General features: G+C 55.1%; 27 protein-coding genes, 1 tRNA gene and 1 pseudogene. 13 read left to right on the forward strand and 16 right to left on the reverse strand.

Annotated features, from left to right (window positions below; translation table 11 throughout):
* Positions 1–23 precede the first annotated feature (23 nt).
* The 9 genes from thrS (at position 24) to NQL71_RS23450 (ending at position 7,480) form a co-directional block, all read left to right on the forward strand.
* On the forward strand, positions 24–1,946 hold the full coding sequence (gene thrS / locus NQL71_RS23410) for a threonine--tRNA ligase (RefSeq protein ID WP_046815517.1): 1,923 nt from the start codon (positions 24–26) through the stop codon (positions 1,944–1,946).
* Positions 1,946–2,497, forward strand: coding sequence for a translation initiation factor IF-3 (gene infC, locus NQL71_RS23415; protein ID WP_172435703.1), 552 nt, complete (start codon positions 1,946–1,948; stop codon positions 2,495–2,497). Before thrS ends, infC begins: the two co-directional genes overlap by 1 nt.
* A 60-nt stretch (positions 2,498–2,557) precedes the next feature.
* On the forward strand, positions 2,558–2,752 hold the full coding sequence (gene rpmI, locus NQL71_RS23420; RefSeq protein ID WP_002553160.1) for a 50S ribosomal protein L35: 195 nt from the start codon (positions 2,558–2,560) through the stop codon (positions 2,750–2,752).
* A gap of 28 nt (positions 2,753–2,780) precedes the next feature.
* Entirely contained in the window at positions 2,781–3,137 is a 357-nt protein-coding gene (gene rplT, locus NQL71_RS23425) for a 50S ribosomal protein L20 (protein WP_007905879.1), read from the forward strand.
* Between the two features lie 109 nt (positions 3,138–3,246).
* Entirely contained in the window at positions 3,247–4,263 is a 1,017-nt protein-coding gene (pheS, locus tag NQL71_RS23430; RefSeq protein ID WP_007905876.1) for a phenylalanine--tRNA ligase subunit alpha, read from the forward strand.
* A gap of 26 nt (positions 4,264–4,289) precedes the next feature.
* Positions 4,290–6,671 carry a phenylalanine--tRNA ligase subunit beta gene (gene pheT / locus NQL71_RS23435; RefSeq protein WP_077182740.1) on the forward strand — a complete coding sequence of 794 codons (2,382 nt, stop codon included), beginning with the start codon at positions 4,290–4,292 and terminating at the stop codon, positions 6,669–6,671.
* Between the two features lie 3 nt (positions 6,672–6,674).
* Entirely contained in the window at positions 6,675–6,977 is a 303-nt protein-coding gene (gene ihfA / locus NQL71_RS23440) for an integration host factor subunit alpha (RefSeq protein WP_002553164.1), read from the forward strand.
* Positions 6,958–7,314, forward strand: coding sequence for a MerR family transcriptional regulator (locus NQL71_RS23445; protein ID WP_003179985.1), 357 nt, complete (start codon positions 6,958–6,960; stop codon positions 7,312–7,314). Before ihfA ends, NQL71_RS23445 begins: the two co-directional genes overlap by 20 nt.
* An 89-nt stretch (positions 7,315–7,403) precedes the next feature.
* Positions 7,404–7,480: transfer RNA gene (locus NQL71_RS23450), tRNA-Pro, on the forward strand.
* A gap of 78 nt (positions 7,481–7,558) precedes the next feature.
* Here the strand turns inward: NQL71_RS23450 and NQL71_RS23455 are convergent.
* The 5 genes and pseudogenes from NQL71_RS23455 to NQL71_RS23480 form a co-directional block, all read right to left on the reverse strand.
* The gene (locus tag NQL71_RS23455) at positions 7,559–8,722 is read right to left on the reverse strand and encodes a tyrosine-type recombinase/integrase (RefSeq protein ID WP_274643450.1); all 1,164 of its coding nucleotides are present in this window, start codon (positions 8,720–8,722) and stop codon (positions 7,559–7,561) included.
* Entirely contained in the window at positions 8,608–9,027 is a 420-nt protein-coding gene (locus NQL71_RS23460; RefSeq protein ID WP_274643367.1) for a hypothetical protein, read from the reverse strand. The genes NQL71_RS23455 and NQL71_RS23460 overlap by 115 nt, the downstream gene beginning before the upstream one ends.
* Before the next feature lie 587 nt (positions 9,028–9,614).
* The gene (locus NQL71_RS23470; protein WP_274643369.1) at positions 9,615–10,295 is read right to left on the reverse strand and encodes a hypothetical protein; all 681 of its coding nucleotides are present in this window, start codon (positions 10,293–10,295) and stop codon (positions 9,615–9,617) included.
* Complete coding sequence (locus NQL71_RS23475; RefSeq protein ID WP_425520691.1) at positions 10,292–10,621, reverse strand: hypothetical protein; 330 nt, start codon at positions 10,619–10,621, stop codon at positions 10,292–10,294. The genes NQL71_RS23470 and NQL71_RS23475 overlap by 4 nt, the downstream gene beginning before the upstream one ends.
* Before the next feature lie 465 nt (positions 10,622–11,086).
* A pseudogene (locus NQL71_RS23480) lies at positions 11,087–11,728 on the reverse strand (phiTE_072 family protein).
* A gap of 76 nt (positions 11,729–11,804) precedes the next feature.
* Here NQL71_RS23480 and NQL71_RS23490 point away from each other — a divergent pair.
* Positions 11,805–12,068 carry a hypothetical protein gene (locus NQL71_RS23490; RefSeq protein WP_274643373.1) on the forward strand — a complete coding sequence of 88 codons (264 nt, stop codon included), beginning with the start codon at positions 11,805–11,807 and terminating at the stop codon, positions 12,066–12,068.
* A gap of 35 nt (positions 12,069–12,103) precedes the next feature.
* Here the strand turns inward: NQL71_RS23490 and NQL71_RS23495 are convergent, their stop codons facing one another.
* From NQL71_RS23495 to yejK, 4 genes are all read right to left on the reverse strand, one after another.
* The gene (locus tag NQL71_RS23495) at positions 12,104–13,909 is read right to left on the reverse strand and encodes a DNA cytosine methyltransferase (protein ID WP_274643374.1); all 1,806 of its coding nucleotides are present in this window, start codon (positions 13,907–13,909) and stop codon (positions 12,104–12,106) included.
* 432 nt (positions 13,910–14,341) lie between these two features.
* Positions 14,342–14,572 (reverse strand): hypothetical protein, encoded by a 231-nt coding sequence (locus tag NQL71_RS23500; protein ID WP_274643375.1) that lies wholly within the window; start codon positions 14,570–14,572, stop codon positions 14,342–14,344.
* A gap of 9 nt (positions 14,573–14,581) precedes the next feature.
* Positions 14,582–14,944 carry a hypothetical protein gene (locus tag NQL71_RS23505; RefSeq protein ID WP_274643376.1) on the reverse strand — a complete coding sequence of 121 codons (363 nt, stop codon included), beginning with the start codon at positions 14,942–14,944 and terminating at the stop codon, positions 14,582–14,584.
* Positions 14,945–14,999: 55 nt separating this feature from the next.
* Positions 15,000–16,007: a nucleoid-associated protein YejK gene (yejK, locus tag NQL71_RS23510; RefSeq protein WP_274643377.1), complete on the reverse strand. Its 1,008-nt coding sequence runs from the start codon at positions 16,005–16,007 to the stop codon at positions 15,000–15,002.
* Between the two features lie 120 nt (positions 16,008–16,127).
* Between yejK and NQL71_RS23515 the strand changes: the two genes are divergently transcribed.
* Positions 16,128–16,439 (forward strand): hypothetical protein, encoded by a 312-nt coding sequence (locus NQL71_RS23515; RefSeq protein WP_274643378.1) that lies wholly within the window; start codon positions 16,128–16,130, stop codon positions 16,437–16,439.
* 681 nt (positions 16,440–17,120) lie between these two features.
* Here NQL71_RS23515 and NQL71_RS23520 read toward each other — a convergent pair.
* The 5 genes from NQL71_RS23520 to csrA all read right to left on the reverse strand — a co-directional run bounded on the left by NQL71_RS23520 (position 17,121) and on the right by csrA (position 19,675).
* The gene (locus tag NQL71_RS23520) at positions 17,121–17,432 is read right to left on the reverse strand and encodes a hypothetical protein (RefSeq protein WP_274643379.1); all 312 of its coding nucleotides are present in this window, start codon (positions 17,430–17,432) and stop codon (positions 17,121–17,123) included.
* 81 nt (positions 17,433–17,513) lie between these two features.
* Positions 17,514–17,828, reverse strand: a complete 315-nt coding sequence (locus NQL71_RS23525; RefSeq protein WP_274643380.1) for a hypothetical protein — start codon at positions 17,826–17,828, stop codon at positions 17,514–17,516.
* Positions 17,825–18,106, reverse strand: coding sequence for a hypothetical protein (locus tag NQL71_RS23530; RefSeq protein WP_274643381.1), 282 nt, complete (start codon positions 18,104–18,106; stop codon positions 17,825–17,827). Before NQL71_RS23530 ends, NQL71_RS23525 begins: the two co-directional genes overlap by 4 nt.
* Before the next feature lie 607 nt (positions 18,107–18,713).
* Entirely contained in the window at positions 18,714–19,388 is a 675-nt protein-coding gene (locus tag NQL71_RS23535) for a polysaccharide lyase family 7 protein (RefSeq protein ID WP_274643382.1), read from the reverse strand.
* A gap of 113 nt (positions 19,389–19,501) precedes the next feature.
* A complete protein-coding gene (gene csrA / locus NQL71_RS23540) occupies positions 19,502–19,675 on the reverse strand; it encodes a carbon storage regulator CsrA (RefSeq protein ID WP_274643383.1) in 174 nt (57 codons plus the stop codon).
* Between the two features lie 467 nt (positions 19,676–20,142).
* On the opposite strand from csrA, the gene NQL71_RS23545 reads away from it, so the two are divergent.
* The gene (locus NQL71_RS23545) at positions 20,143–20,454 is read left to right on the forward strand and encodes a DUF1654 domain-containing protein (protein WP_274643384.1); all 312 of its coding nucleotides are present in this window, start codon (positions 20,143–20,145) and stop codon (positions 20,452–20,454) included.
* 129 nt (positions 20,455–20,583) lie between these two features.
* Entirely contained in the window at positions 20,584–20,805 is a 222-nt protein-coding gene (locus NQL71_RS23550; RefSeq protein ID WP_274643385.1) for a hypothetical protein, read from the forward strand.
* Between the two features lie 236 nt (positions 20,806–21,041).
* Here the strand turns inward: NQL71_RS23550 and NQL71_RS23555 are convergent, their stop codons facing one another.
* A complete protein-coding gene (locus tag NQL71_RS23555; protein WP_274643386.1) occupies positions 21,042–23,261 on the reverse strand; it encodes a S8 family peptidase in 2,220 nt (739 codons plus the stop codon).
* Between the two features lie 4 nt (positions 23,262–23,265).
* Positions 23,266–24,375 (reverse strand): AAA family ATPase, encoded by a 1,110-nt coding sequence (locus NQL71_RS23560; protein ID WP_274643387.1) that lies wholly within the window; start codon positions 24,373–24,375, stop codon positions 23,266–23,268.
* Positions 24,376–24,391 lie beyond the last annotated feature (16 nt).

Raw genomic sequence — 24,391 nt, forward strand, 5'->3', positions numbered from 1 at the left:
TCACCACTAGGAGAGGAGGCGCCATGCCAACTATTACTCTTCCCGACGGCAGTCAACGTTCATTCGATCACCCGGTTTCCGTAGCCGAGGTCGCCGCATCCATCGGTGCCGGCCTGGCCAAGGCCACCGTAGCGGGCAAGGTCGATGGCAAGCTGGTCGACGCCAGCGACACCATCAGCAGCGACGCCACGCTGCAAATCATTACGCCAAAGGATGAAGAGGGGCTGGAGATCATTCGCCACTCTTGCGCCCACCTGGTCGGTCATGCGGTCAAGCAGCTGTACCCGACGGCCAAGATGGTCATCGGGCCGGTCATTGACGAAGGCTTCTACTACGACATCGCCTTCGAACGTCCCTTCACCCCGGACGACCTGGCCGCCATCGAGCAGCGCATGCAGCAGCTGATCGAAAAAGATTACGACGTGATCAAGAAAGTCACTCCGCGCGCCGAAGTGATCGAAGTGTTCAAGGCTCGCGGCGAAGACTACAAGCTGCGCCTGGTCGAGGACATGCCGAACGAACAGGCCATGGGCCTGTACTATCACGAAGAATACGTCGACATGTGCCGCGGTCCGCACGTGCCGAACACCCGCTTCCTGAAATCCTTCAAGCTGACCAAGTTGTCCGGCGCCTACTGGCGTGGCGATGCCAAGAACGAGCAGTTGCAGCGCGTCTACGGCACCGCTTGGGCTGACAAGAAGCAGCTGGCGGCTTATATCCAGCGCATCGAAGAAGCCGAAAAGCGCGATCACCGCAAGATCGGCAAGCGCCTGGGCCTGTTCCATACCCAGGAAGAATCGCCGGGCATGGTGTTCTGGCACCCGAACGGCTGGACCCTGTACCAGGTGCTCGAGCAGTACATGCGCAAGGTTCAGCGCGACAACGGTTACCTTGAGATCAAGACGCCGCAAGTCGTTGACCGCAGCCTGTGGGAGAAATCCGGGCACTGGGCCAACTACGCCGACAACATGTTTACCACCCAGTCGGAAAACCGCGACTACGCCATCAAGCCAATGAACTGCCCTTGCCACGTGCAGGTGTTCAACCAGGGCCTGAAAAGCTACCGCGAGCTGCCGATGCGTTTGGCCGAGTTCGGTGCCTGCCACCGTAACGAGCCGTCGGGTGCGCTGCACGGCATCATGCGCGTGCGCGCGTTCACTCAGGACGACGCCCACATCTTCTGCACCGAAGAGCAGATGCAGGCCGAATCCGCGGCATTCATCAAGCTGACCATGGACGTCTACGCCGATTTCGGCTTTAAAGATGTCGAGATGAAGCTGTCCACTCGTCCGGAAAAACGCGTGGGTTCCGACGAGCTGTGGGATCGCGCTGAAGCCGCATTGGCTGCAGCCCTTGATAGTGCTGGCCTGCCGTACGATCTGCAGCCGGGTGAGGGGGCGTTCTACGGTCCGAAGATTGAATTCTCGCTGAAAGATTGCCTTGGCCGTGTCTGGCAGTGTGGTACCCTGCAGCTCGATTTTAACCTGCCTGTCCGTCTGGGTGCCGAATTCGTCTCCGAAGACAACAGCCGCAAGCATCCGGTGATGTTGCACCGGGCGATCCTGGGCTCCTTCGAACGTTTCGTCGGAATCCTGATCGAGCACTACGAGGGTGCATTCCCTGCGTGGCTGGCTCCGACCCAGGCAGTGATCATGAATATCACTGACAAGCAGGCGGATTTTGCCGCCGAAGTGGAAAAAACTCTCAACGAAAGCGGGTTTCGTGCCAAGTCTGACTTGAGAAATGAAAAGATCGGCTTTAAAATCCGCGAGCATACCTTGCTCAAGGTTCCTTATCTCTTGGTTATCGGAGATCGGGAAGTCGAGATGCAGACTGTCGCTGTGCGTACTCGTGAAGGTGCTGACCTGGGCTCGATGCCCGTCGCCCAGTTCGCTGAGTTCCTCGCGCAAGCGGTTTCCCGGCGTGGTCGCCAAGATTCGGAGTAATTATTATTAAGCGTGAAATGAGACAAGATAAACGAACTGCACCGAAAGCCCCGATCAACGAGAATATCTCGGCACGCGAGGTTCGGTTAATTGGGGCTGAAGGTGAACAGCTCGGGATTGTGTCAATTGAAGACGCGCTTCTTAAGGCTGAAGAGGCCAAGCTGGATCTGGTGGAGATTTCCGCCGATGCAGTACCACCTGTTTGCAAACTGATGGACTACGGCAAATCGATCTTCGAGAAGAAGAAGCAGATTGCTGCGGCCAAGAAAAACCAGAAGCAGATTCAGGTTAAAGAAATCAAGTTTCGTCCAGGGACGGAGGAAGGGGATTACCAGGTAAAACTGCGCAACCTGGTACGTTTCCTGAGTGACGGGGACAGGGCCAAGGTATCCTTGCGATTCCGCGGCCGTGAGATGGCCCACCAGGAGCTGGGGATGGAACTCCTCAAGCGAGTTGAAGGTGACTTGCTCGAGTACGGTTCGGTCGAACAGCATCCTAAGATGGAAGGACGCCAGCTGATCATGGTCATCGCCCCGAAAAAGAAGAAGTAATCAACAGGGCACGGCAGGCCTTCTGATTATGTTTATCAACTGAATGCGGAGTATCCGAACATGCCAAAAATGAAGACCAAAAGTGGTGCTGCTAAGCGGTTTCTGAAAACTGCTAACGGTATCAAGCACAAGCACGCTTTCAAGAGCCACATCCTGACCAAAATGTCGACCAAGCGTAAGCGTCAACTGCGCGGTAGCAGCTTGCTGCATCCGTCTGACGTGGCAAAAGTCGAGCGCATGCTGCGCCTTCGTTAATTTTAGTCAAGAATAGAGGAAGTAACTCATGGCTCGTGTAAAGCGTGGCGTCATTGCCCGTAAACGTCACAAAAAAATTCTGAAACTTGCTAAAGGCTACTACGGCGCTCGCTCGCGCGTATTCCGTGTTGCCAAGCAAGCGGTAATCAAGGCAGGCCAATACGCCTACCGTGACCGTCGTCAGAAAAAACGTCAGTTCCGCGCTCTGTGGATCGCTCGTATCAACGCTGGTGCTCGTATCAACGGTCTGTCCTACAGCCGTTTCATCGCCGGCCTGAAAAAAGCGTCCATCGAGATCGACCGTAAGGTTCTGGCTGATCTGGCAGTGAACGAAAAAGCGGCGTTTGCTGCGATTGTCGAGAAAGCTAAAGCCACCTTGGCTTAAGTACCCCCGACAGTCACCCGGCCTCACCTCTGTGGGGCCAGGTGTTAAACGTCATAAATAGGGGAAGAGCCTTCAAGCTCTTCCCCTATTTTGTATCTGGAGTCTGTACATGGAAAACCTGGATGCGCTCGTCTCTCAAGCACTAGAGGCTGTGCAAAGCGCTGAAGATATCAATGCCCTGGAGCAAATCCGGGTTCACTACCTTGGCAAGAAGGGCGAATTGACTCAGGTGATGAAGACCCTGGGGAATTTGCCGGCAGAAGAGCGTCCGCAAGTCGGCGCCCTGATCAACGTTGCCAAGGAGCGTGTCACAGAGGTTCTCAATGCCCGCAAGGCACTGTTTGAAGAGGCCGACCTGGCCGCCAAACTGTCTGCCGAGTCCATTGACGTGACCCTGCCTGGCCGTGGCCAGACCTCGGGTGGTCTGCATCCGGTTACTCGCACTCTGGAACGAATCGAACAGTTCTTCACCCACATTGGCTACGGCATTGCCGAAGGCCCTGAGGTCGAAGACGACTACCACAACTTCGAAGCGCTCAACATCCCAGGCCATCACCCGGCCCGGTCGATGCATGACACCTTCTATTTCAACGCCAACATGTTGCTGCGCACCCATACCTCGCCGGTACAGGTCCGCACCATGGAGTCGAAACAGCCGCCGATCCGCATCGTCTGCCCGGGCCGTGTGTACCGTAGCGACTCGGATATCACCCACTCGCCGATGTTCCACCAGGTCGAAGGCCTGCTGGTCGATCGCGACATCAATTTCGCGGACCTCAAGGGCACCATCGAAGAATTCCTGCGGGTGTTCTTCGAAAAGGAACTGGCCGTGCGTTTCCGTCCTTCCTACTTCCCGTTCACCGAGCCATCGGCCGAAGTCGACATGGAATGCGTGATGTGCAGCGGTAAAGGCTGCCGCGTCTGCAAGCAAACTGGCTGGCTGGAAGTGATGGGCTGCGGCATGGTTCACCCGAACGTGCTGCGCATGTCCGGGATCGATCCGGAAGAGTTTTCGGGCTTCGCCTTCGGCATGGGCGTCGAGCGTCTGGCCATGCTGCGTTACGGCGTGAACGACTTGCGTCTGTTCTTCGACAACGACTTGCGGTTCCTCGCGCAATTTCGCTAGTCGTAACGAATTCTTAGGAGAGCAGGATGAAATTCAGTGAACAATGGCTGCGTGGCTGGGTAAGCCCGCAGGTAAGTCGCGACGAGCTGGTTGCCCGTCTGTCGATGGCCGGTCTTGAGGTCGATAGCGTTACGCCGGCCGCCGGTGAATTCAGTGGCGTCATCGTGGGCGAGGTGCTGAGCACCGAACAGCACCCGGACGCCGACAAGCTGCGCGTTTGCCAGGTCAGCAATGGCTCGGAGACTTTCCAGGTGGTTTGCGGTGCGCCAAACGTGCGCCCCGGCCTGAAGATCCCGTTCGCCACCATCGGTGCCGAGCTGCCGGGCGACTTCAAGATCAAGAAAGCCAAGCTGCGGGGCGTCGAGTCCAACGGCATGCTGTGCTCGCAAGCCGAGCTGCAAGTGGGCGAAGGCAACGACGGCCTGATGGAATTGCCGGCCGATGCGCCGGTCGGTCAGGACATTCGTGAATACCTGAAACTGGACGATGCCAGCATCGAGGTCGACCTGACCCCGAACCGTGGTGACTGCCTGTCCCTGGCCGGCCTGGCCCGTGAAGTCGGTGCGCTGTACGCCGCTGAAGTCACCCGTCCGGTGGTGCCTGCCGTACCTGCGGTGCACGACGAAGTGCGTTCGATCGAAGTCCTGGCGCCGGCGGCCTGCCCGCGTTACCTGGGCCGTGTGATTCGCAACGTCGACCTGACCAAGCCAACGCCGCTGTGGATGGTTGAGCGTCTGCGTCGTGGCGACGTGCGCAGCATCGACGCGGCCGTCGACATCACCAACTACGTGATGCTGGAACTGGGTCAACCGCTGCATGCCTTCGATCTCGCCGAAATCAATGGTGGCATCCGTGTGCGCATGGCCGAAGAAGGTGAAAAGCTGGTACTGCTCGACGGTCAGGAAGTCAGCTTGCGTAGCGATACGCTGGTGATCGCCGACCACACCCGCGCCCTGGCAATCGCCGGCGTCATGGGTGGCGAACACAGCGGTGTCAACACCGCGACCACCCGCGACATCTTCCTCGAAAGCGCGTTCTTCGATCAGATCGCTGTCGCTGGCAAGGCCCGTTCCTATGGCCTGCACACCGATGCCTCACACCGCTACGAGCGTGGCGTGGACTGGCAGCTGGCCCGTGAAGCCATGGAGCGCGCCACAGGCCTGCTGCTGGAAATCACCGGTGGTGAAGCCGGCCCGGTCATCGAGACCGTCAGCGAACAACACCTGCCGAAGATTGCCCCGGTCACCCTGCGTGCCCAGCGCATCACCCAGATGCTGGGCATGGAAATGGATTCGGCCGAAGTTGAGCGCCTGCTCAACGCTTTGGGCCTGACCGTTTCTGCCGATGGGGCAGGGCAGTGGCGCGTGGAAGTGCCAAGCCATCGCTTCGATATCAGCCTGGAGGTCGACCTGATCGAAGAACTGGCTCGCCTGTATGGCTACAACCGCCTGCCGGTTCGTTACCCGCAAGCGCGCCTCGCGCCGCAAGCCAAGGCTGAAGCCCGTAGCGAACTGCCTGAACTGCGTCGACTGCTGGTCGCCCGTGGTTACCAGGAAGCGATCACCTACAGTTTCATCGATCCAAAACAGTTCGAGCTGTTCAATCCAGGTGTCGAGCCGCTGTTGCTGGCTAACCCGATTTCGAACGACATGGCTGCCATGCGTTCGTCCCTGTGGCCAGGCCTGGTCAAGGCGCTTCAGCACAACCTGAACCGTCAGCAGGATCGCGTCCGCCTGTTCGAAAGCGGCCTGCGTTTCGTCGGCCAGCTGGAAGGCCTGAAACAAGAGCCGATGCTGGCCGGTGTCGTGTGCGGCAGCCGTCTGCCGGAAGGCTGGGCACAAGGTCGCGACACGGTCGACTTCTTCGACGTCAAGGCTGACGTGGAAGCGGTGCTGGGCTTTGCCGGGGCGCTGGATGCCTTCAGTTTCGTGCCGGGCAAACACCCTGCGTTGCACCCGGGTCAGACTGCGCGCATCGAGCGTGAAGGTCGTCTGGTCGGTTTCGTCGGCGCCATCCACCCGGAACTGTCGAAAACCCTGGGTCTGGACCGTCCAGTCTTCGTTTTCGAACTGGTCCTGGCGGAAGTGGCCTCGGGTAAAATGCCTAAATTCCACGAGTTGTCGCGCTTTCCTGAAGTGCGTCGTGACCTTGCATTGATTGCACACAAAGATGTTGCCGCCGCGGCAGTACTGGACGTAATCCGTGAAAATGCAGGCGAATGGCTGACAGACCTCAGGCTATTTGACGTGTATCAGGGTAAAGGCATTGATCCTGATAGAAAAAGCCTTGCAGTTGGCTTGACCTGGCAGCATCCATCGCGCACTCTTAATGACGATGAGGTGAATTCCACGACGCAAAACATCCTCACCTCGCTCGAACAAAGGTTGGACGCCACGTTAAGGAAGTGACGTATGGGGGCTTTGACGAAAGCTGAGATGGCGGAACGTCTGTATGAAGAGCTGGGCCTGAACAAGCGGGAAGCCAAGGAATTGGTCGAACTGTTTTTCGAGGAAATCAGGCACGCTCTTGAAGACAACGAGCAGGTCAAATTGTCCGGTTTCGGCAATTTCGACCTTCGGGACAAACGCCAGCGGCCTGGCCGCAACCCGAAAACGGGGGAAGAAATCCCGATCACGGCTCGCCGTGTGGTCACCTTTCGTCCAGGGCAGAAGTTGAAGGCCCGAGTTGAGGCTTATGCTGGAACCAAGTCATAACGACGAGTTACCGGTTATCCCGGGCAAACGCTACTTCACCATTGGTGAAGTCAGCGAGCTGTGTGCGGTAAAACCACACGTGCTGCGCTACTGGGAGCAGGAGTTTCCTCAGCTCAACCCCGTCAAACGCCGCGGAAACCGCCGGTATTATCAGCGCCAGGACGTGCTGATGATCCGGCAGATCCGGGCGCTGCTATACGATCAGGGTTTCACCATCGGCGGCGCACGCCTGCGCCTGTCCGGCGATGAAGCCAAAGATGACACCACCCAGTACAAACAGATGATCCGGCAGATGATTGCCGAGCTCGAAGACGTCCTGGTTGTCCTCAAGAAATAAATTTCTGCTTTTAAATACTTCCAGTTTTCAAAAGCTTGCGATATATTCTTGAGCGTTCCTCGAGATGAGGAACAAGTAACACGCCTAGTCGGGGCGTAGCGCAGTCCGGTAGCGCACTAGCATGGGGTGCTAGGGGTCGAGTGTTCGAATCACTCCGTCCCGACCATATTTTTCAATGACTTAGCCCAACTTTCGCGAGTTCGGCTTTTTCATGTGCGTGACTTTTGCGTGACTTCTCGATTTTTCACGCCTGTTTCCTCTTCAAGATTGTCAGGACCGGTCCACGCGAATCGGTTGCTGATACCATGTTTGCAGCTTCAATCAGGTGCCCGAGCTCAGCGCCCGAATAGTGACTGGTGATGCTGCCGTTCTTGTGGCCCAGAAGTGCCTTTCGGTCTTCCTCGGTGACGCCAGCTGCGCGTAGCCGACGGCCAAATGTGTGTTTGAGGTCGTGGATCCTTATGGATGCATAACCTGGGTGAGCGGGGCGAAGGTTTTCCTCCTGCCAGAGTTTCGCCGCTCTCACCCGCGCCTTCTTCCAAGCCGAGTCGTTCATCCGGTGCATCGCGGTACCGTTGTAGGGAAAAACCCATTCCTTGCTCAGACCGCGCTGCTGCTCGATGATCGACTTGGCCACGTTGTTGAGCACGACCAGGCGCTCATCACCGTTTTTCACGCCGGACCGTTCGTGTCTGCCCCCAAAATCAGCAGGGATTAGAAATACACTCGTGCCGAGTTCCGGTACCGAGATTTCCCAATCCCATCGCAGCTTGCATACTTCCTGCTCACGGGTGCCGGTGTTCACCTTGAACAGCGCCATCGTTTGCAGGTGAACCGGCAATTCCGCAAATAGAATCGACTGCTCTTGCCAGGACATCGGGTAGGGCTTGCGGCTCGACTTCTTCTCTTCCAATTTCGTGAGCATTGGCACGCTATCCAGCCACGGCCTGCGCTCATCGTCTCGCCACTTCCTGGCACACAACGACAAAACCCGAACCACGCGCTCGATCGAGATATTCACCGTTCTGTTGCTCACACCCTTCTTTACCTTGCCGTCCTCGAGCTTCTTGGTCGCCAACCTGTCCTTGATGAAAGGCGCCAGGGCTTCGTCATCAATGTGGGTAAGCGGTATATCGCCAATGAACGGGTCCAGCTGAGAGAGGTGGTGTGCCGATAACTTAATTGAAGGCTGGTCCTTGAACTCCAGCAGGAAGCGAGTCGCCGCCTCCCGCCAGATTCTGACCTTCTTTACGCCATACACCTTCTGCTGGCGGATCTGCTCCAGCCTGAAGATCAGGTAGCGTTCTGCTTCTTCCCGGTCACCAGTTCCAGTGCTTTCGTAAAGTCGTTCTCCGTTGATTTTCTTGTCGATATGCCAGATGCCTTTCCTCTCGGAGAGGCCTGTGATCGATTTTCGCGCCATGATTTATCTCCTTTCAGGCGCTCGCTGCGGGGCAATTGTTGCTCCGGGGCGCGTTTTTTATCAATTGCTTTGGCCTGGACATACGCCGTTGCCCAGTCATCCAGCTCCTGACGGTCGAAGCCGACACCGCGCTCACCGATGGGAAACTCGTTCACATAAGGACGCACGGTTTTGTCGAATTCAGCGCGGCACATGCCCAAGTAAATAGGCGCGGCACCGGCACGGATGAAACGGGGAAGGATGCTTTCGCGGCGGGGCCGGGTGGGCGCCTGCGCCAGTTCTGCAGACATAAGTGCTCCATGCCGCCCGCGGCGGCAGAAGGTGGTTAATGTGTGATTTACACGCGAAGAAGCTGCCCGACAAATGGCAGCTATGGGACGGTTGACGCGGTTTGTTCGTCGTACTAAATATTTTCTACCGTGCTGTATCCATAGAAACTCGGACAAGACCGGAGGCCACTAAGATGATGCGTAGAGGTTCCACGTATTGGCTTTGGGCGGACTGCGAGCTGCACTGTAGGTCCTACGATGAGGTTGTCAGCGACGGCACCATCATTGACGTGCAGGCCAGAATTTCGAGGAAGGGAAGAACGCAATTGTTTATCGGGGTCTACAACAAAAATGGAGCTCCTCTGTTTGAGGAAGCCCATGATTCCTTGCCGAATGACACCATGACCACCGCGCTTGCGTGGGGTGTGAATCGTGCACGAGGTATCGCGGCTGGCAATTGTGTTTTGTCGGCTCAATCTCATGTTGCGAATGGTGCATCTACTCAGTCTCATCACCAGCCAGCAGCCTAAAAGCAATCCCGAAGGCGGCGCCGCACCGATCTATCTTCGGTGCGGCGCCGATTCGGCTCATCGGCGCTGTGAGCAAGATCATGGCGTCACCCGCTTAAATTCGACGACCCAGACCCAGGGGTTGACGTTCCATGATTCGGTACCGTTGATGGAAGACCAGAGCAATTCGAAGGACTTACTCGGCTCAGCGCTGTAGGTTTCGATGCCTTCGACGTGATACCAATCGCCAAACTCTGCATGATCAAGGTAGGGCCGTACGCCTTCAGCAAGTGCCTGTTCATCGCTGATATCCTGCAGCCGTTCGACGCGCAGGTCGGTGATCTCCAGCAGGATGCGGCTTGCTGCCCGGGGCATGTGAATGCTGGGCTTCCACCTTGCCGCCCATTTCTGGAATCCGTCGCTGTTCAGGTCAGCAGCGTAGATATATGGCTCGTCGATTTGTGGGCGACAGTCGGTAGAGGTGTTGAATGTCTCGCGCACCCATAGCCGGTCGCCGCGACGCCCGTACGGACAAGGTGCAAACTCTTCGAGTTCCTTGGCGCACTCTGCTTCAGTCGATCCAAATACGCAGAAGCCGTAGCGCGGATCACGCTGGCCGATTGCGCTCCAGCGCTGGCGCTCACCGGTGGGAACGGAGGTCTCCTCGGTGGGGATCTGTCCACCTTTAACCAGTCGGCGCGTGACTGTCTTCCGGCCTTCCAAGATTGCGCGCACCATCGGCGCCGAGAACAAGATCGGCCGTTCTTTTATCTGGCTCATGCTTTCACCTCGCGTCGTGCCCACCAGCAGACCGGGCCATTGTCGGTGTCGTGGATAGCCAGACAGAACCAGCCTTCGCCATCTGGGCGGTCTGGCTCCCAGTAGCTGTAATCCGAATCACCCGCTTCGAAGTAGCGGTCAGATACAGTTTGGTCGCTATGGTATTCGAGCTCGACCATTTTCACCTGCAGCCCCTGATCAGCGACCCAGACTTTGAATTTCTTTTCCTCATCGCCCTCATCAAAATCAGGCATATCGGGGTGTTGGAACATGCCTTCCTCGTCGCGCACGATGGGGGCTGGCTGAATCAGCTGTATCGTTTCCATGGGCAATACCTGTCCTTTGCCGCTATAGCGGCTGACTTTGAAGGGGGAGGGAGCTACCAAAGGGCATCCACTTATCGGATTGCTCGGGTAAATCGAGCTGAAATTTGTTGCAGAAATGAAACACTTCTCTGGGGTCGACTACATTTAACCGATCAGTCAAAAGGAGTTGATCATGACCTGCTTGATTTGTGGTGAGCCTGCGGCCGTTGTCAGTACTGATGGTGATTACGATGAAAGAGCCTGTCCAAAGTGCGGACAATATCGAATTACAGATACGGCGCTAATACTTATGGACGCTCACGACTGGCATTTCGACGTAGAGCTCGCTCGGAAATGGATCACAAAACACCAAAACACCAGATCCATCCCAACAATTGATTCGAACCAGGCAGGCCACCTGATTGGCGCTTAGGGTGTAGCTGCCCGGGGCAGATCGGTCATTTGGCGAATTGAAGTTGATGCGCTTCATGCGGCTACCTGATGTTGTTCCTGGCGTAGCGCTTGCTGAACAGCCTCGACAACGCGGCGCAGGTACGTGAATTCGTGGTTTTCTTCGACAGCCTTACCATCGAGCGGGTAATGCCATTCATCGCCGAACAGCTCAGTCAGCAACTTGCTGTGATGCCAGCATTCGTTTGCCATCTCGACGCTGCTCAGAACATCGATGTCATGCCAAAGCTCGCGGGCTTCACCTTTGCTCAGTTCGCCCAGCTCCCAGTCGTGGCGCCCGGTCTGTTGCCGACGACGCTGGACGATGCACTTTTTGGCTAAGGTATGGAGCGCGTCACCGCTGAATCGCGTGCTGCTGATCCCGCGATCCAGGCAGTTTAAGACGTAGTCCCAGCCGCAGTTGGTGACGAACTCCGCCACGGTGCGCGGCCCCATGCCTCCCTAGTAAGCGTTCCAGCTCTTGTCCCAGCAGTTGATCGTGATCTTGCCCGGGGCGGTCTGGTAGTTCGGATTTGATTCGGTCGGGCAATCGCGGCGACCGAAGTCTTCGAGGAATACGGTGATCGGATCAAGCCGCGGCGCGCCGGTGATCACCAGCTTCGTGACAGTCGAGCGCTCAACCTTCAGCGGCTCGGCCGGTTTGCTTTCTGTGGGCATGGGGCGTCCTATGCTGTTAAAAAACGGCAAGTGATAAGTAGGGTAAAATTCAACTTCACTAACGGCAGGAGCCCTTATGAAGATTGAAATTAAAGAAGTTGTGGCAAGTTACGTGCTGGATTTAGATGGCCAAAAGGTGCAAGCCAGAATCACCCAGGACGTCAGTGAGCCAGAAGGTTTTCTATGGGATATCAGTCATCATGTAATTGACGAAGGGTCTAGGCCGAAGAAGCCAGCACCAGTTCCCGCGAAAACTATTGAAGATGCTCTGCAGCAAATAATGGACTACGCAAAAGTGCATAGCTCAGGTTACAGCCCCAGACCGATCGACAATTACTGAGCATTCACCATGTCAGCGCAATAGTTGAGGGTGGGTCATGCCGCGAGGCGCTGGTACAGTTCGATGATGTCGGCAGCATTGGCGCTGACCAGTGCTTCCGCCTCATCCGGGCAGACGCTGTTGCCGATCAGTCGGACCTGGTCCGTCTTGTTTATGTCGCGCCATTCTTCGGCGCCGGTGACCGGGTCGACGAACAGGCCGCGATCGATGATGTAGTCCTTGTCGAAGCCCTGGGCTGCCTTGAGCTCAGGCGGCTGCAGCATGCGCAGGGTGATGTCGACCAGCACATAACCGCCGACCATGACCAGGTCCGCCGGATCCTTGAAGTGTTCCGGCAGATGTTCGTGCATGAAGGCGGCACAGCGGCGCGCACCTTCCAACTGCTCAGGCGTCAGCGTGTCCGGCACCTGCACCACCTCGACCAGCGCAACACGGTCCTTCGTCGGCAGGGTGTGCATTGGCTCGGTGAGCGAAATGCCGTCCTTCTCGTTGCCGTAGTACTTCACCAGGTAGGCGTTCACCAGTCGCTGGTTGGCGCCGGATTGGCAGATAGTCGAGATAGGGTCGAAGGCCGAGCGGCCGTCGCCTTTGTAATACCCGCCATTCGCCTGTTCGAAAAATGCGGCCGATACCGCGTGATGCCCGGTGCTGGTTGCGACAATGCCAAGCGGGTCCGTGACGTCGGCGCCGAACGAACCTTTCCGTAGTGTCACCAGGTTGGCTGCGGCCATCGCAAAGTGCCCACCCTTTACCTGTGCCACCTGAGTTCGCAATGGCTCCTGCACGTCGAAGTTGCGCTGCGATGATCCATTGGCGCACTCGGTGAGGAACGGCGCTGCAATCGACTGCACCAGTGCGTGATGCGTGCCGCCGGCGCTGATGGTCGATAACGCCTCGTCGATGCCGTGGGTGCTGGTGTGCGCTTCCGATGTTCCGCGCATCGGCACAATGAACGGCTTCGCACTGGTCAGCACATGCCGCCAGCAGCCCTTGGCCACACGGCGCATGGTGTTCACGGCCATCGGCTTGTCACGGAAGATCGTGCGGCCCAAGTTGCTCCAGTCAATGCATTCCGCGGCAGTTCGCCAAGGTTGCTGCTTCGCCGTCGGCACTTTGTGGCGCTTTGGTGCTGGCCACACGATCGGCTTTCCGTCGCTTCGGGCCACCAGGTACAGGCGCTTGCGGATGGTCGGGGTGCCTGCGTTGGCCGCGATGCGCTCGCGCCATTCTACGTTGTAGCCCAGGCCGCGGACCAGGCTTTCCGCCGGTACGTATTCGCCGATCGATTGCAGGATCTCTGGCATGTCCGGGTGATCGGCGGCGAGGCCGTTGCTGAGCGCGGCGATGAATGCTTTGAAGGTTCGGCCACGCTCGGCCTTAATCGGTTGGCCGTCTTCGTCGATCGGGCCCCAGTCGCAGAACTCTTCGACGTTCTCCAACAACATCAGGCGCGGCCGGGTGGCGTGCGCCCAGCGAACAACCACCCAAGCGAGCCCGCGCACCCCTCGGTCACGCGGTGCGCCGCCCTTGGCCTTGCTGTGATGCCGGCAATCCGGCGAAGCCCAGAGAATGCCGACCGGCTGGCCGCCGGTGGCATGGACGGGATCCACCTCGAACACGTCCGCAACATAGTGCGCCGTCTGCGGGTGATTGGCGCGGTGAACGGCCAGGGCAATAGGGTTGTGGTTCACCGCGACATCCGGCTCCCGGTACGCCCGGGCTATCCCGGTGCTGGCACCGCCGCCGCCGGCGAACAGGTCAACCACCAGTTCCTTTTCGAATGGCAGGCCCATGCTTGGCTGACGGTGGATGAACTGGGGCAATTTCTGTTCTGCGGACATAGGGGATCCTCGCCGAGTATATTCAGCGGATTCAAATAGGAGGTTTTGTTAATGGATCAGGGATTGCTCAACGACATCATTTCCACCTCGATCGGTGGCGCAGCGGGAGGAGCCGTTGCGGGCGTCGTGATAATGGCGATCCAAGGCGCCAGAAGTGCCTGGTTGGATTGCCGAGATTCAGATCGTGTTTATAAGTGGATGCAGGGAAATACTGACGAGCAAAAGAACCCATTCCGGTCGACGCGATCGATTGCCAGCCACAACAATTTGACCGAGGACAGGGTTCGATATGTATGTAGCCACGATGACCGGATAAAGCTTTCAACTGGACGGGAGGAAGACATGTGGAGTATCCACATCCGGAAGCGCTCTGTTTCGATAAGAACCGGAAGACGCGATGAAATGTAGTGCCTCGATAGACATCTGGGAGAGTCAGGCGAAGATGTCGATCTGTGCCGCATTGCACTCGAGTTCACCATGCGGCAAGCGCGCGAGCTCTTGTTTGGCCGCGGCCACTTCACCGGCGTGGTGACCATGCTCGGTGTCGATGCTTACCGTTGAACCATCTGGTCGGCGAATCGTGCGTTCGCCTCGCGGGCCACGCTCAACGGCGTAGCCCAGTCGCCGCCATAGGCCGTTGGGGCTTTCGAATTGAGGGGTCATGTTTTTACCTCAGTCGTGCAAGTGTTCGCGCTTCCCGGTCTGCTGGTAGTGCAGATCCTGAATCGCTTGCTGTTGATCAATGGTGAAACTCGGTGTGCATGTTGTGCAGTGACCAGCGATCTTCACTGCCTCATAACTCAGCGATCCAATGTCGTGATCTCTCAAGCATTGCGGGCAGGTGACGCATGCGTCTGTATCAATACAGCAAGATTCTGCATCTGCTTTTTTGTCATGGCCCTCATCGCAGATCGGGCAGACCCACAACTCTGTAATTTCAGGCGCGCAGCAGTTTTCAGCCTGAAACTCATGGTCATGCAGATCATTGCAGGCGCCGCATTCCCACTTTCGGACAACCTCGCCTCTCATCTTCATGGTGTTCTCCGTGCAGGTGCCGCCCTCCGTCCAGAGCACGGCGATGCGGTTGGTGTCAGGCGGCTGCGCGCTTGAGTTGGTCGGTGAGCTGGGTCGGCAGACTGCGCAGCGTCAGGGTGCCGCCGGCTTCGTCAAACTCAACTTTCGAGCCGAGCAGGTGCTGCTCGAAGCTGATCGACAGGCCGTCGATGCGGCCGGTGAAGCGCCGGAATTTGTTTAGAGTTTTCTTGTCCGGCGGCAGGATCTCGGAAAGCCCGTAATCTTTCGCCTTGATGAAGTCATAGAAGGTCTTCGGCTGATCTTCGTCGATCAGCCCAGAGAGCTCCTCGAGCGTGATCGGCTCCCCCAGTTTGGCCTGGGCCATGGAGTAATTGACCAGCGTGTTCGTCTTCTCTCGTGCCGACTCTTCGCCCAGGTCCTCACTTTCTACGAAGTCGCTGAACGCCTTGAGCAGGGTCCGGGTTTCGCCGGGGCCGTCGATCCCTTCCTGACATCCGATGAAATCACGGAAGTAGTCGTTCAGCTTGCGACCTTGTTTACCCTTGATGAACGAGATGTACTGCTTCGATTGCGGATTGTTCTGCCACTCGCTGATATTGATGCGCGCGGCCAAGCGGATGTGATCCAGATCCAGACGCTTGACCGTCATCAGGCTGAGTTCTTCGGTCATGGTCACCGCTTCCGTCTCCTGCACCAAGGTAATGATCAGATAGTCGGTGAGACCTTGCCGGTAGTGGCAGAAGAGGGCGTGGCCGCCTGTAGTTAAGTTCGATTCCTCCATCAACCGGGTCAAGTGCTCGACGGCGATGATGCTGAAATCGAGGAAGTCGGTGCCGCCCGCCAGGTACTTGGAGAGCCAGCCGCTCAGAGGGTACGCACCAGATTCGGCGTGGAAGAACCCCCAGCCCTTGCAGCCGGTGGCGTTGTAGCTTTCGTTGAACTGATTCATCAGATCGTCACGCGCCTGGCTTTCGACCTGCTCGGAACTGCCGAGGAATAAAACAGCCGGGGCGCCGTCAGGTTTTTTGTCGATCTTGTGAATTACGCTGTGGAGTACAGGCATTGCGATTTCCTCGGGGTATACGCCTGCCTCGCCGGGAGGCGTGATTCGTTGAAGTGGGGTTGGTGATATAGATGGTGCTGGGCTATTACTTAAATAAGACTCACTTTCAGAGATAGCCGCATGCTGGAGCTGTTGGAAGATGTCATTGGGATAAATCGAGCAGGGCTCATCTGCCACCCTTACAAATTCAAGATGGGGTCTAAGAAAGGGAAGTTTGTCTACACCTTCGACCCTGAAGAAATGGTGTGTCTTGGAATGAATGAAGCAGAGCTCAGAGCGCTCATTGAAGCCGGGCGATTCTCGAATGACGGCGCAATTTTCATGGTGCCCGCAGGGAGCAGGAACATTGATCGGCGCCGCTTGTTGACCGTGCTGCGTTACAAGGGCGAGCCACTGACACATTCCGAGTCACGAGTCATGGCTGATTGGTGATACGGCCGGGAGACGATTGGTATTTAGCTTACCCTTATTGCCCCTACTGGTTGATGAGGTGTATTGGTACTCTGGTATTTACTTCTGTTGGAGCGCGATCAGATGGAATGCCGCGGCTCTCTAGAATGCAGGATTGGCAGATACCTAATTTTTCATAGGGTCATGATCGGACCTGACGGTAAAAAGCACAGAGGCTTTGAGCTTGTCGGCCCAGGTACCGATTCGAGTTGGAATTACAGACTTGATATTGCGATAAAGACTGCCGAAGAACTGGAAGCAACGCGCCGCTTCAACCTTTGAGCTGTGCCATAGTAGTGGCTGAGCGCAATAAATGTGTTTGGGTCAGGCGCCGCCCTCCCTGACCGGTGGCGAAAGCGGGGATGGGTTGTTGGTCTAAGCTTTGTCTTAGATAGCACCTGAGTATTTCGCTATGAGTAACCAATCTGAGGAGACATCGGAGGTTCGGCGAAATAGAGCTATTGGCAACGCGATCGGGCTTACGTCCATCGAGGTGGAGCACTACGTCACTTGTATCCAAAGGAAAGGCGGCAGCAACGAATACATCGTTTACTTTGGGCTAGAGACTCCAAAAGCCGTGCTTGCCAAGATTATTGGGCTGCAAGACGGGCTCTTCATTCATACACGGCCAATCGATTTTGATGGGCTGCCAATAAGTAGCATTTAACTCACCTCGATGCCAGTTTTAGCGAACTTCTCAAGCTGTCGCGACTGCTTTTCGGTAATCACGATTTCAGGTCGCGACATGGTGGCGAAGCGGACGGTGTCTTCGGCTGGCGCTTTGGCCAGGTTGATCAGTAGCGTCGAAAGCGTTTCCTGCCATTCCTCGAAGCCGTGACGCTCGCCCAAAACATTAAGGGCATCATCCAGCGACTTCGACACAATCAGCGATCGCTTCTCGGCGCCGATCCGGTCGAGCAATGCCTTCTCCTTGGCGCGCTTGTCCCTCTGAATATCCGCGTTGCTCTTGGCCATGGCCTACCTCTTCAATTCCGATTGCCGGCAAGTCAAGCCAAGTCTGTCGTCGGCGCTGGTGCGCCCGGTTGATCATTCGTTTCATTTGGACGAGGCGAACTTGAAGCCGTGTTCTCTGGCGATCAGCTCGATGCGCTTCTGCCGGATACGAGTTTGCGTTGCTGCTGCGCTGGACGTGATGCCTGTCGCCGCCAGAGCCTTGAGCATGGGTGCGAGCTTGTCACGTTCTGTACGCAGGCGTTCGCTGTGGCCGCTGGCGCCGGAGAGGCTGGTCTCGCCGCTAACGCCTGATGCTATTAGCTGCACCGTATTACCAGCGCCGAAGAACTGATCCAGCTGCTGGTTCAGATTGGTGATGATCGAGTCCCGCGGGTTGGGCATTGGTACGCCGATCATTTCCGATCACCTGGCAGCGAGAGCTTGATGCCGTCGGCGCGCGCTTCCAGTTGCTGGGCGAAGTTCACGGCCTCTTTCCAAGTCCAGCGGAAGCCCTTCACCTTGCGGGTGGCCAATTCGATGATGTGGTACGCCTTGCCCTTGGTGACGACCTGGTAGCGAATCTTTTGCTCGGGCAGCTCCTGGCCGATCATGGCGTAGAACGCGGCGGTGGCGATGCTTGCACGAGCACGCAGGGCGGCAACCCCGTCGACTCGCTGTTGAAGTGATGGATGCATGGCGATTCCTCGGTGGGGTTGCGTGTATTCGTCAGCACTCGGGCCTCCTGCTGGTTGCCGTTGGGGCGCAGGGGAGAGTGCTGGCGGATAAAAGGCAGGCGTAAAAAAGCCCGATCGGAACCGGGCTTCTGTTTGCGTCACGAAGACCTCCCTACGTGAGCGCCTCCCAGGCCCGCTACTGGCGACGGCCTGGGTTTGAATCATCAGCGGTGACCTTGAACTTGGGGTGGCCTATCGGTTGCCCGGTTGGTGCGCGGTGACACCGTCGGCCCAGATGCCCGCTGCCTGCCAGAGTGAAGGGCGCAGCCTTCAGGCTTACTGCACCACACAGGTGAAGCGGTTAATGCTGCATTGGTGCAAACCCTCCGTGCTTGAGATGGAAAAACCATCCCGGTTAGGTGCAATTTGTTTCCGGTCCCGCTGGATGCAGGGTGCCGCTTTGCGCGGTGCAGAATCATCCGCATCGGGGTGTGATCTGCATGACGTTTGTCAGCCGTTGCTCTCGCGCTGACTGGCGGTACTCAGATCACACTCCGATGTGTCCTGGTGCTGGGGAGTACCAGGGCATCGGGCAGTTATCGTCAGGCTGACGTGGCGCTGGTTGGTCTTACACGTGAGTGATGGATAGATCACTGATCACACAAATCGAACCGTCCTCAGGATCGGTTGAATCGGAGTAGTCGATCTGGTTGTACACGCCGCCGTGGAAGGCGAGAGTCTTCGTGTCCCAGGTGTTGTCGAGGCGCATGATTGCTGAGGTGGATTTGGCGCCGTTACAGCTGGCAGATACCGATACAGCGCCGCTCGAATTGGCGTGAATGTTGATTTTGAAGAGCGCACCGAGCGGCACGTTTTCCAATACCGTTGAGTTGACCGGATCGTCTTGTAGGTAGCTCGACCGGAAACCCATGGTAATTTTGCCTTTGTTCCAGAACACCTTTACCGGTGGGCGTTCAGAGCCCTGCACATGAATTTGGCCGATCACGACCTTCTGCAACGAATTGACCTTCGTCAGCCGCATTTCTTGACGGCACCAATGGTCTGCGGCACTGGCAAACAGCCAATAGCCAGGCTCTTTCCATTCACAGCGAGTTCGATGGACGCTTTTACTGGAAGCGCCCAGGGTGGGCGCTGTCATCTGCAGCGATCCGTCGGGAAGCATCGAAATGATGCTTGGGCATTCGATCAACGCTCGCCAGCCGATCAAGTCCAGGGAGATAGGGTTTGTGTCGGAAATTGGAAGAGGGGTGGCGATGATGAAATTGCTGATATCTACAGTCATTGTCGATTCCTTATTTCATTTGATGTCACCTGTGCTCTGTTGAGCCCTTCGCTTGATGTAGGCCTACATCCCGCTGCACCCTGTCGCCAAGGTGCAGCAGTGATGCTTTTCGATCAGGCCTTAGCTGCATCCTGAATACGCTGGTAGATCTCTTCACGATGTACGGCGACCTCTTTCGGTGCCTCAAACGCCAGCTTTACCTGCTGCCCGCTAACGCTCAGCACCGTGATGCTGATGTCGTCATTGATGCGTATGGTTTCGCTTGGCTTGCGGGTGAGTATCAACATGGTCCTGCTCCTTGGTTTTCATCCCAAAGCACCCGGTCATCCAGGTGCTTCAGTGATGCTGTCCGTCCTATTGCCGCCGGAGGGGCGGGGCGCATTGCTTACCGGGTCATTCACACGGTTCTGGCGTTTCACCATCGAGCAGCCGTCCAGGTTGTTCCTGTCGTGGGCAGGCTTTCGGGCCTGTCTGCTCGCCGGTCGCCGGTAGAGGCAATGCGGTCTGTTGTTTGTTGCGCTGACTGTTAAAGAGCGGCAGGCCTATGGGCCCTGTCGCTTGCTGGTCCCTTGTTGGGTACTCGGCAACGACAGACAAACAGTAAGCCAATGCCTAATATCTGTAAATAGGTAATGCCTAATAATTTCCAATAAAATTTACGCTCTTCAGGGATCGGATCTTGGTCTTGCATTTCATGGCTGCTCCTATAAGCTCTGCTAAACCTGTACGGATATACAGCACTTAGGAGGTGTGAATGGCAAAGCCCAAGAAGCAGGAAAAACCAATTGAGCGTCGTGAGATCAGCGGGATTGAAAGGCTTGGATTGCGCGTGTCGTCGATGATCAATCACCCTGTAGCGCAGACCCAGCGCTGGGTGATGATCCATAGGCTCGACACGGATGGTGAGCGAGAGTGGGATGAGGTGATGGGCTTGTTGTCCGAGACGGACGGCATAGACATGACATTCAATGACGACGAGTCGGTGACGCTTAAGTGGGAGGCCAGTGCTGAAGACGAACGACCTGTAGAAGTGTCGGAGCCGGAAGAAGAGCCAGCGCCTTTCTGACTTGTGAAAAAAGCCCGCTCGGTAGCCGGCTATGGGTTGCGGCGGCCCGGGCGTGCTGCCATACGTCGCCAACCCTGAACGCTATTTTTGCATGTGCCTCTACCGTTGAAGTCGACAGAGGATGCACACATGTTTAACGATCGAAAAAAGCAGGCGCTTACAGATTGGCTGAAGCTTCTTGCTCAGCCCGAGATTCGAATGGATGCTGAAGAGCAATATGACGAGCTGTTGAAGATGGCAGACTTGATGGAGCAGGAGGGGCTGATAATCGGGCCAGAGTGGCGACAAATGATTAGGAATGCTGGCGTAGTTTTTCCTCAAGCCAGAGAAGGACTTGAGGGCAGAACATAGTGGTGGGGCGTGCTGGGGGACACGGGCTAATAATTGAAGGAGCTGAGTACAACCTATGTCAGGCGCCGTTGAATTATGTGCAAGTCATTAATGGAAAAGCCCGGCACTAGACCGGGCTCACTAACTACGTAGCCAAATCCATCAGGCAGATTGCACTGTGCTGGGTAACGAAGGCGTGTCAGAAGGAAGCAAAAAACCCGGCGTTGGGCCGGGCGGAATCAAAAGAAGGAATGGTTTCAGCTCACCTGTATTTCTTGATTCAGTACTGCGCTCTCTAACTCTGCACGCATGCTTTGTACGGTGGAGTCGTAAAGAGAGCTATCCTCATCCAGTGCGCTGAGAGTCAGAACGAATGCTACTTCCTGAGGGGGAAGTTCAGAATGATGACTCATGTCGTATTGATAAAGATCACGAGTGAAAATGCGGGCATTCAAACGCATAGTAGACCCACTAATGCCTGTTCCCTTGTGAGGCTTAAAATGATTTCTGATAGGGTTCCATTTTGACAAGTCGGATCTCGCTATCGCTTCCTTTTCCTTATCTTCTCGCATGCTACCCGCTAGACTAATGGTGCTTCCTGCAGCAGAGGTGGCCTGCAAAGATGTCTGGAGGCGAGATGAAAAATAATTTTCACCTACGGAGTTCGATACCAAAGGGTTCAATACCGCGGTAAGGGCCACGTGGCCAACAAATTTACCATCTTTGATAAGCTCTGGAGGGATTGGAATATCGTTCCAATAGTAATTGAAGCCAGGTTGTAATTTTGATGTCCAAGCTAAAGTCACATCGCCAGGTGCACAGAACCATGGCAGGTTACTTTCATTCCAAGGTGTCCCCCACCCAATTGTGTTGCTATGGGCCATAAGTTCTGCACGGTTGATGAGCAGAGCTCTAACCAAGTCTGGAGTTGCCTCCTTAATATTAGAGAATGCATGTGCAGCGAGGGACGAGACCAACGGCGTGCTAAAGCTAGTGCCAGTTTCAATCACACCCCCAATCATTCGTAGCTCCGAGAACCATGATAAATCTGGTTTTCGCATTCCTGCGGGTGACGGTCCTCGTAAACTTTGTTTGCAACCATCGCCCAAAGATTTTGAAGAACTATCGTAGGTTCGACCACTGATTGTCAAAGCCGCTTCGCAGTCTGCAGGCGGGCATATGAGTTTGCGCTTCGGGTTGTGGTTGTTGTTTCCAGCAGAGATAACAGGAAGGATGTTGTATTTTCTTGCTAGTTTACTTATTTCGTGTCCTAAATAACTGACTTCGTCTTTGGGGTTTTTAGATGCGACTTGATTGAATGATAAGTTCCAAACTTTTGCGTGATTTGAAGTTAGTTGTGCAACTTGATCAAGATACTTGAGCAGTTGGCGATGATTGGGTGCCCTTGGAGCACTATCTTTGCATATTGCTTGCGCAGAGATAAAAGTGCAGTCTAACTCTGGCAATGGCCTATTATTATTCCAGGCATGAGCGTGGCAAATCAAAGATGCAACTTTGTTACCATGGCTTTGGTTGGCATGAGAATCCTGAACCAGAGGTGGCAACGGTATTTTTTGGAGGGGAAGGTAACTCCGTGCGCTAACACCACCGTCAATGATTAACACTGTCGGTGACGTCTTGGATACGGTCGCCGGAATGGGGTCTTTACCATTTCCTGGCGCAGAAGATATTCTCACACTAGGAGCCGGCTCGATTCGGTATACCGCTCCTGAAGATATTATATGTTGAAAGTCTTGTTTGGTCGAAAAGTTAAGTGAAAAGACAGCGTTTCCTAAATCTAAGTAGTTATCAAGAACGTCTTCAAGATTGTCTGATAAGGTTTCATCACTGGTTGAGCCCCAAGCGTTCTCAAATTCCGGATGTCCTAATGTACAGTTTGTCTTTGACAGGGCAGACTTGAGTTTTTTTATGAGCGCTTTTCTTGCTGGCTGGCTTTTGAACGGTTTCAACCAAATGTTCAGGGCTTTGTCATTACCCTCGGAAGGCAATGATTTCCAGAAGTCTTCTTCAGACGACCCTCTCAACGTTTCAGCTAAATCGTACGCATCAATACTCGAGATGCGAGAAATATCAACCATGTCATTGGTTTTATTGGTAGAAGATAGGTGGTTTGATAGTTTTTCTAGTTTGCTCCTCTCAATTTCAACCAAAAAACCTTTGTAAGCTGGCGCGACGATCCTACAGTTTGATCTGGAGTCGAAAACATCCGTTGGTGTCCAACTGGGTGAAAGAGAGTCGTCATCCATTTTTGCAATTAGATGAACAACCCCGGAAAAGGTAAGATTGTCAATGTCGGCCTTGTCAATGTTCTTAACGCTCGTTGAAAGGCGTTGTCTTTTGCTGTCCAATAATTCAGATTTAATTCCCTTTGCATTTTTGCCTCCGCCAGGAACAGTTTTCGGTACGGGGGACTTTAGAAGCTTCAAGACAGGGTTTACTAATGGCCGACTTACCATGCTACTATTCCTTTAGATATGTTGAGAGTGTTTGGCGGCTGGTTTTTATTATTGATAGTATTTCAACTTGGTTTAATCTGAACTGTTGGTGTAGTGTTCGGCAGAGTTCTTTTTTATTAAGTTGCTCCCCTGATAATATATTTATGTCGGGGTGTGCGCTGCGGATAGAGTCAATAGCAACATCTTGTAAGTCAAGCTTTGTGTCGGATATAACTGACAGGCGCCGTGCTGAAAGTGATATTGATTCAATATCAGCGCCGCTCAAGTTAGATGATATTTTCGCAAGGGCTGACGTAGTTGTGGCGTCGCCCTGGTCTTGAAAAAGAAAGTGATCCCATAAATGTGCCCTTAGGTCTATGTCTGGCTGTTCGAAATCCATTCGGTAAGGGAATCTACGCCATATCGCTCTATCTAATAATTCGGCATGGTTGGTTGCAGCAATGACAATGGCTCTATCATCGAGCGAATCGATAGCTTGGATGAGAGTGTTTACAACTCTTTTTAATTCGCCAAGTTCATGGTGGTCGTTACGTAGTTTTGCAATGGCGTCAAATTCATCTAAGAATATAATCCCGTTTTTTTCGGGCACAAAATCGAAAACGCTTCTAATGTTCTTCGCAGTATCTCCTAGCAAAGAAGAAACTAATGAGTCGAGTCTAACCACGTAAAGTGGCATATTTAAAGCGGATGCAATATGTCCGGCAACTAATGTTTTACCAGTTCCCGGCGGGCCGGACATCAGCAGGTTCATTCTGCCCGTAAGGCCATTTTTTAATAACAACTCGTAATTTTTTACGCTAGAGATGAACGACTCGAATGTCTTCTTCAGACTCTCATTTAAAAAAACGGGACATACCGGCCAAGCTTGCTCCTCTACCAAGGCACTCCTTGATTTTGGATCGGTAGGAAGGTTTTCGGAGTAACCAGATGCTCTAAGCGGGACGCCATTTCTTCGAATCGCAAGCTTGATCTTCTTGCTCACCTCGGGAGCAAACGAAGCGGAATGAGAGGCGATGCGGTTTGAGATTTGCCTCACGCTGGTGTAGTCCGCGTTTAGAGAGGCATCTATCAGCCGCAGAAGGTCTTGAGAGGGTATAGTGATGTCTAGGGACATGTCATCAACGCTTGGA

It is taken from the genome of Pseudomonas serbica (assembly GCF_028823535.1).
In the GTDB taxonomy this organism is placed as follows: Bacteria; Pseudomonadota; Gammaproteobacteria; order Pseudomonadales; family Pseudomonadaceae; genus Aquipseudomonas; species Aquipseudomonas serbica.

Excerpts from the sequence above, each read along its gene's own strand:
- NQL71_RS23520 (WP_274643379.1), bottom strand. The coding sequence starts at position 17,432 with ATGGCCAAGAGCAACGCGGATATTCAGAGGGACAAGCGCGCCAAGGAG.
- csrA (WP_274643383.1), bottom strand. The coding sequence starts at position 19,675 with ATGTTGATACTCACCCGCAAGCCAAGCGAAACCATACGCATCAATGAC.
- NQL71_RS23550 (WP_274643385.1), top strand. The coding sequence starts at position 20,584 with ATGTTTAACGATCGAAAAAAGCAGGCGCTTACAGATTGGCTGAAGCTT.
- NQL71_RS23490 (WP_274643373.1), top strand. The coding sequence starts at position 11,805 with ATGAAGATTGAAATTAAAGAAGTTGTGGCAAGTTACGTGCTGGATTTA.
- rpmI (WP_002553160.1), top strand. The coding sequence starts at position 2,558 with ATGCCAAAAATGAAGACCAAAAGTGGTGCTGCTAAGCGGTTTCTGAAA.
- NQL71_RS23495 (WP_274643374.1), bottom strand. The coding sequence starts at position 13,909 with ATGTCCGCAGAACAGAAATTGCCCCAGTTCATCCACCGTCAGCCAAGC.
- NQL71_RS23545 (WP_274643384.1), top strand. The coding sequence starts at position 20,143 with ATGGCAAAGCCCAAGAAGCAGGAAAAACCAATTGAGCGTCGTGAGATC.
- NQL71_RS23500 (WP_274643375.1), bottom strand. The coding sequence starts at position 14,572 with ATGACCCCTCAATTCGAAAGCCCCAACGGCCTATGGCGGCGACTGGGC.
- pheS (WP_007905876.1), top strand. The coding sequence starts at position 3,247 with ATGGAAAACCTGGATGCGCTCGTCTCTCAAGCACTAGAGGCTGTGCAA.
- NQL71_RS23555 (WP_274643386.1), bottom strand. The coding sequence starts at position 23,261 with ATGGTAAGTCGGCCATTAGTAAACCCTGTCTTGAAGCTTCTAAAGTCC.
- yejK (WP_274643377.1), bottom strand. The coding sequence starts at position 16,007 with ATGCCTGTACTCCACAGCGTAATTCACAAGATCGACAAAAAACCTGAC.
- NQL71_RS23560 (WP_274643387.1), bottom strand. The coding sequence starts at position 24,375 with ATGTCCCTAGACATCACTATACCCTCTCAAGACCTTCTGCGGCTGATA.
- ihfA (WP_002553164.1), top strand. The coding sequence starts at position 6,675 with ATGGGGGCTTTGACGAAAGCTGAGATGGCGGAACGTCTGTATGAAGAG.
- rplT (WP_007905879.1), top strand. The coding sequence starts at position 2,781 with ATGGCTCGTGTAAAGCGTGGCGTCATTGCCCGTAAACGTCACAAAAAA.
- NQL71_RS23460 (WP_274643367.1), bottom strand. The coding sequence starts at position 9,027 with ATGTCTGCAGAACTGGCGCAGGCGCCCACCCGGCCCCGCCGCGAAAGC.
- NQL71_RS23505 (WP_274643376.1), bottom strand. The coding sequence starts at position 14,944 with ATGAAGATGAGAGGCGAGGTTGTCCGAAAGTGGGAATGCGGCGCCTGC.
- NQL71_RS23525 (WP_274643380.1), bottom strand. The coding sequence starts at position 17,828 with ATGATCGGCGTACCAATGCCCAACCCGCGGGACTCGATCATCACCAAT.
- pheT (WP_077182740.1), top strand. The coding sequence starts at position 4,290 with ATGAAATTCAGTGAACAATGGCTGCGTGGCTGGGTAAGCCCGCAGGTA.
- thrS (WP_046815517.1), top strand. The coding sequence starts at position 24 with ATGCCAACTATTACTCTTCCCGACGGCAGTCAACGTTCATTCGATCAC.
- NQL71_RS23535 (WP_274643382.1), bottom strand. The coding sequence starts at position 19,388 with ATGACTGTAGATATCAGCAATTTCATCATCGCCACCCCTCTTCCAATT.
- NQL71_RS23475 (WP_425520691.1), bottom strand. The coding sequence starts at position 10,621 with ATGGAAACGATACAGCTGATTCAGCCAGCCCCCATCGTGCGCGACGAG.
- NQL71_RS23445 (WP_003179985.1), top strand. The coding sequence starts at position 6,958 with ATGCTGGAACCAAGTCATAACGACGAGTTACCGGTTATCCCGGGCAAA.
- NQL71_RS23530 (WP_274643381.1), bottom strand. The coding sequence starts at position 18,106 with ATGCATCCATCACTTCAACAGCGAGTCGACGGGGTTGCCGCCCTGCGT.
- NQL71_RS23470 (WP_274643369.1), bottom strand. The coding sequence starts at position 10,295 with ATGAGCCAGATAAAAGAACGGCCGATCTTGTTCTCGGCGCCGATGGTG.
- NQL71_RS23515 (WP_274643378.1), top strand. The coding sequence starts at position 16,128 with ATGCTGGAGCTGTTGGAAGATGTCATTGGGATAAATCGAGCAGGGCTC.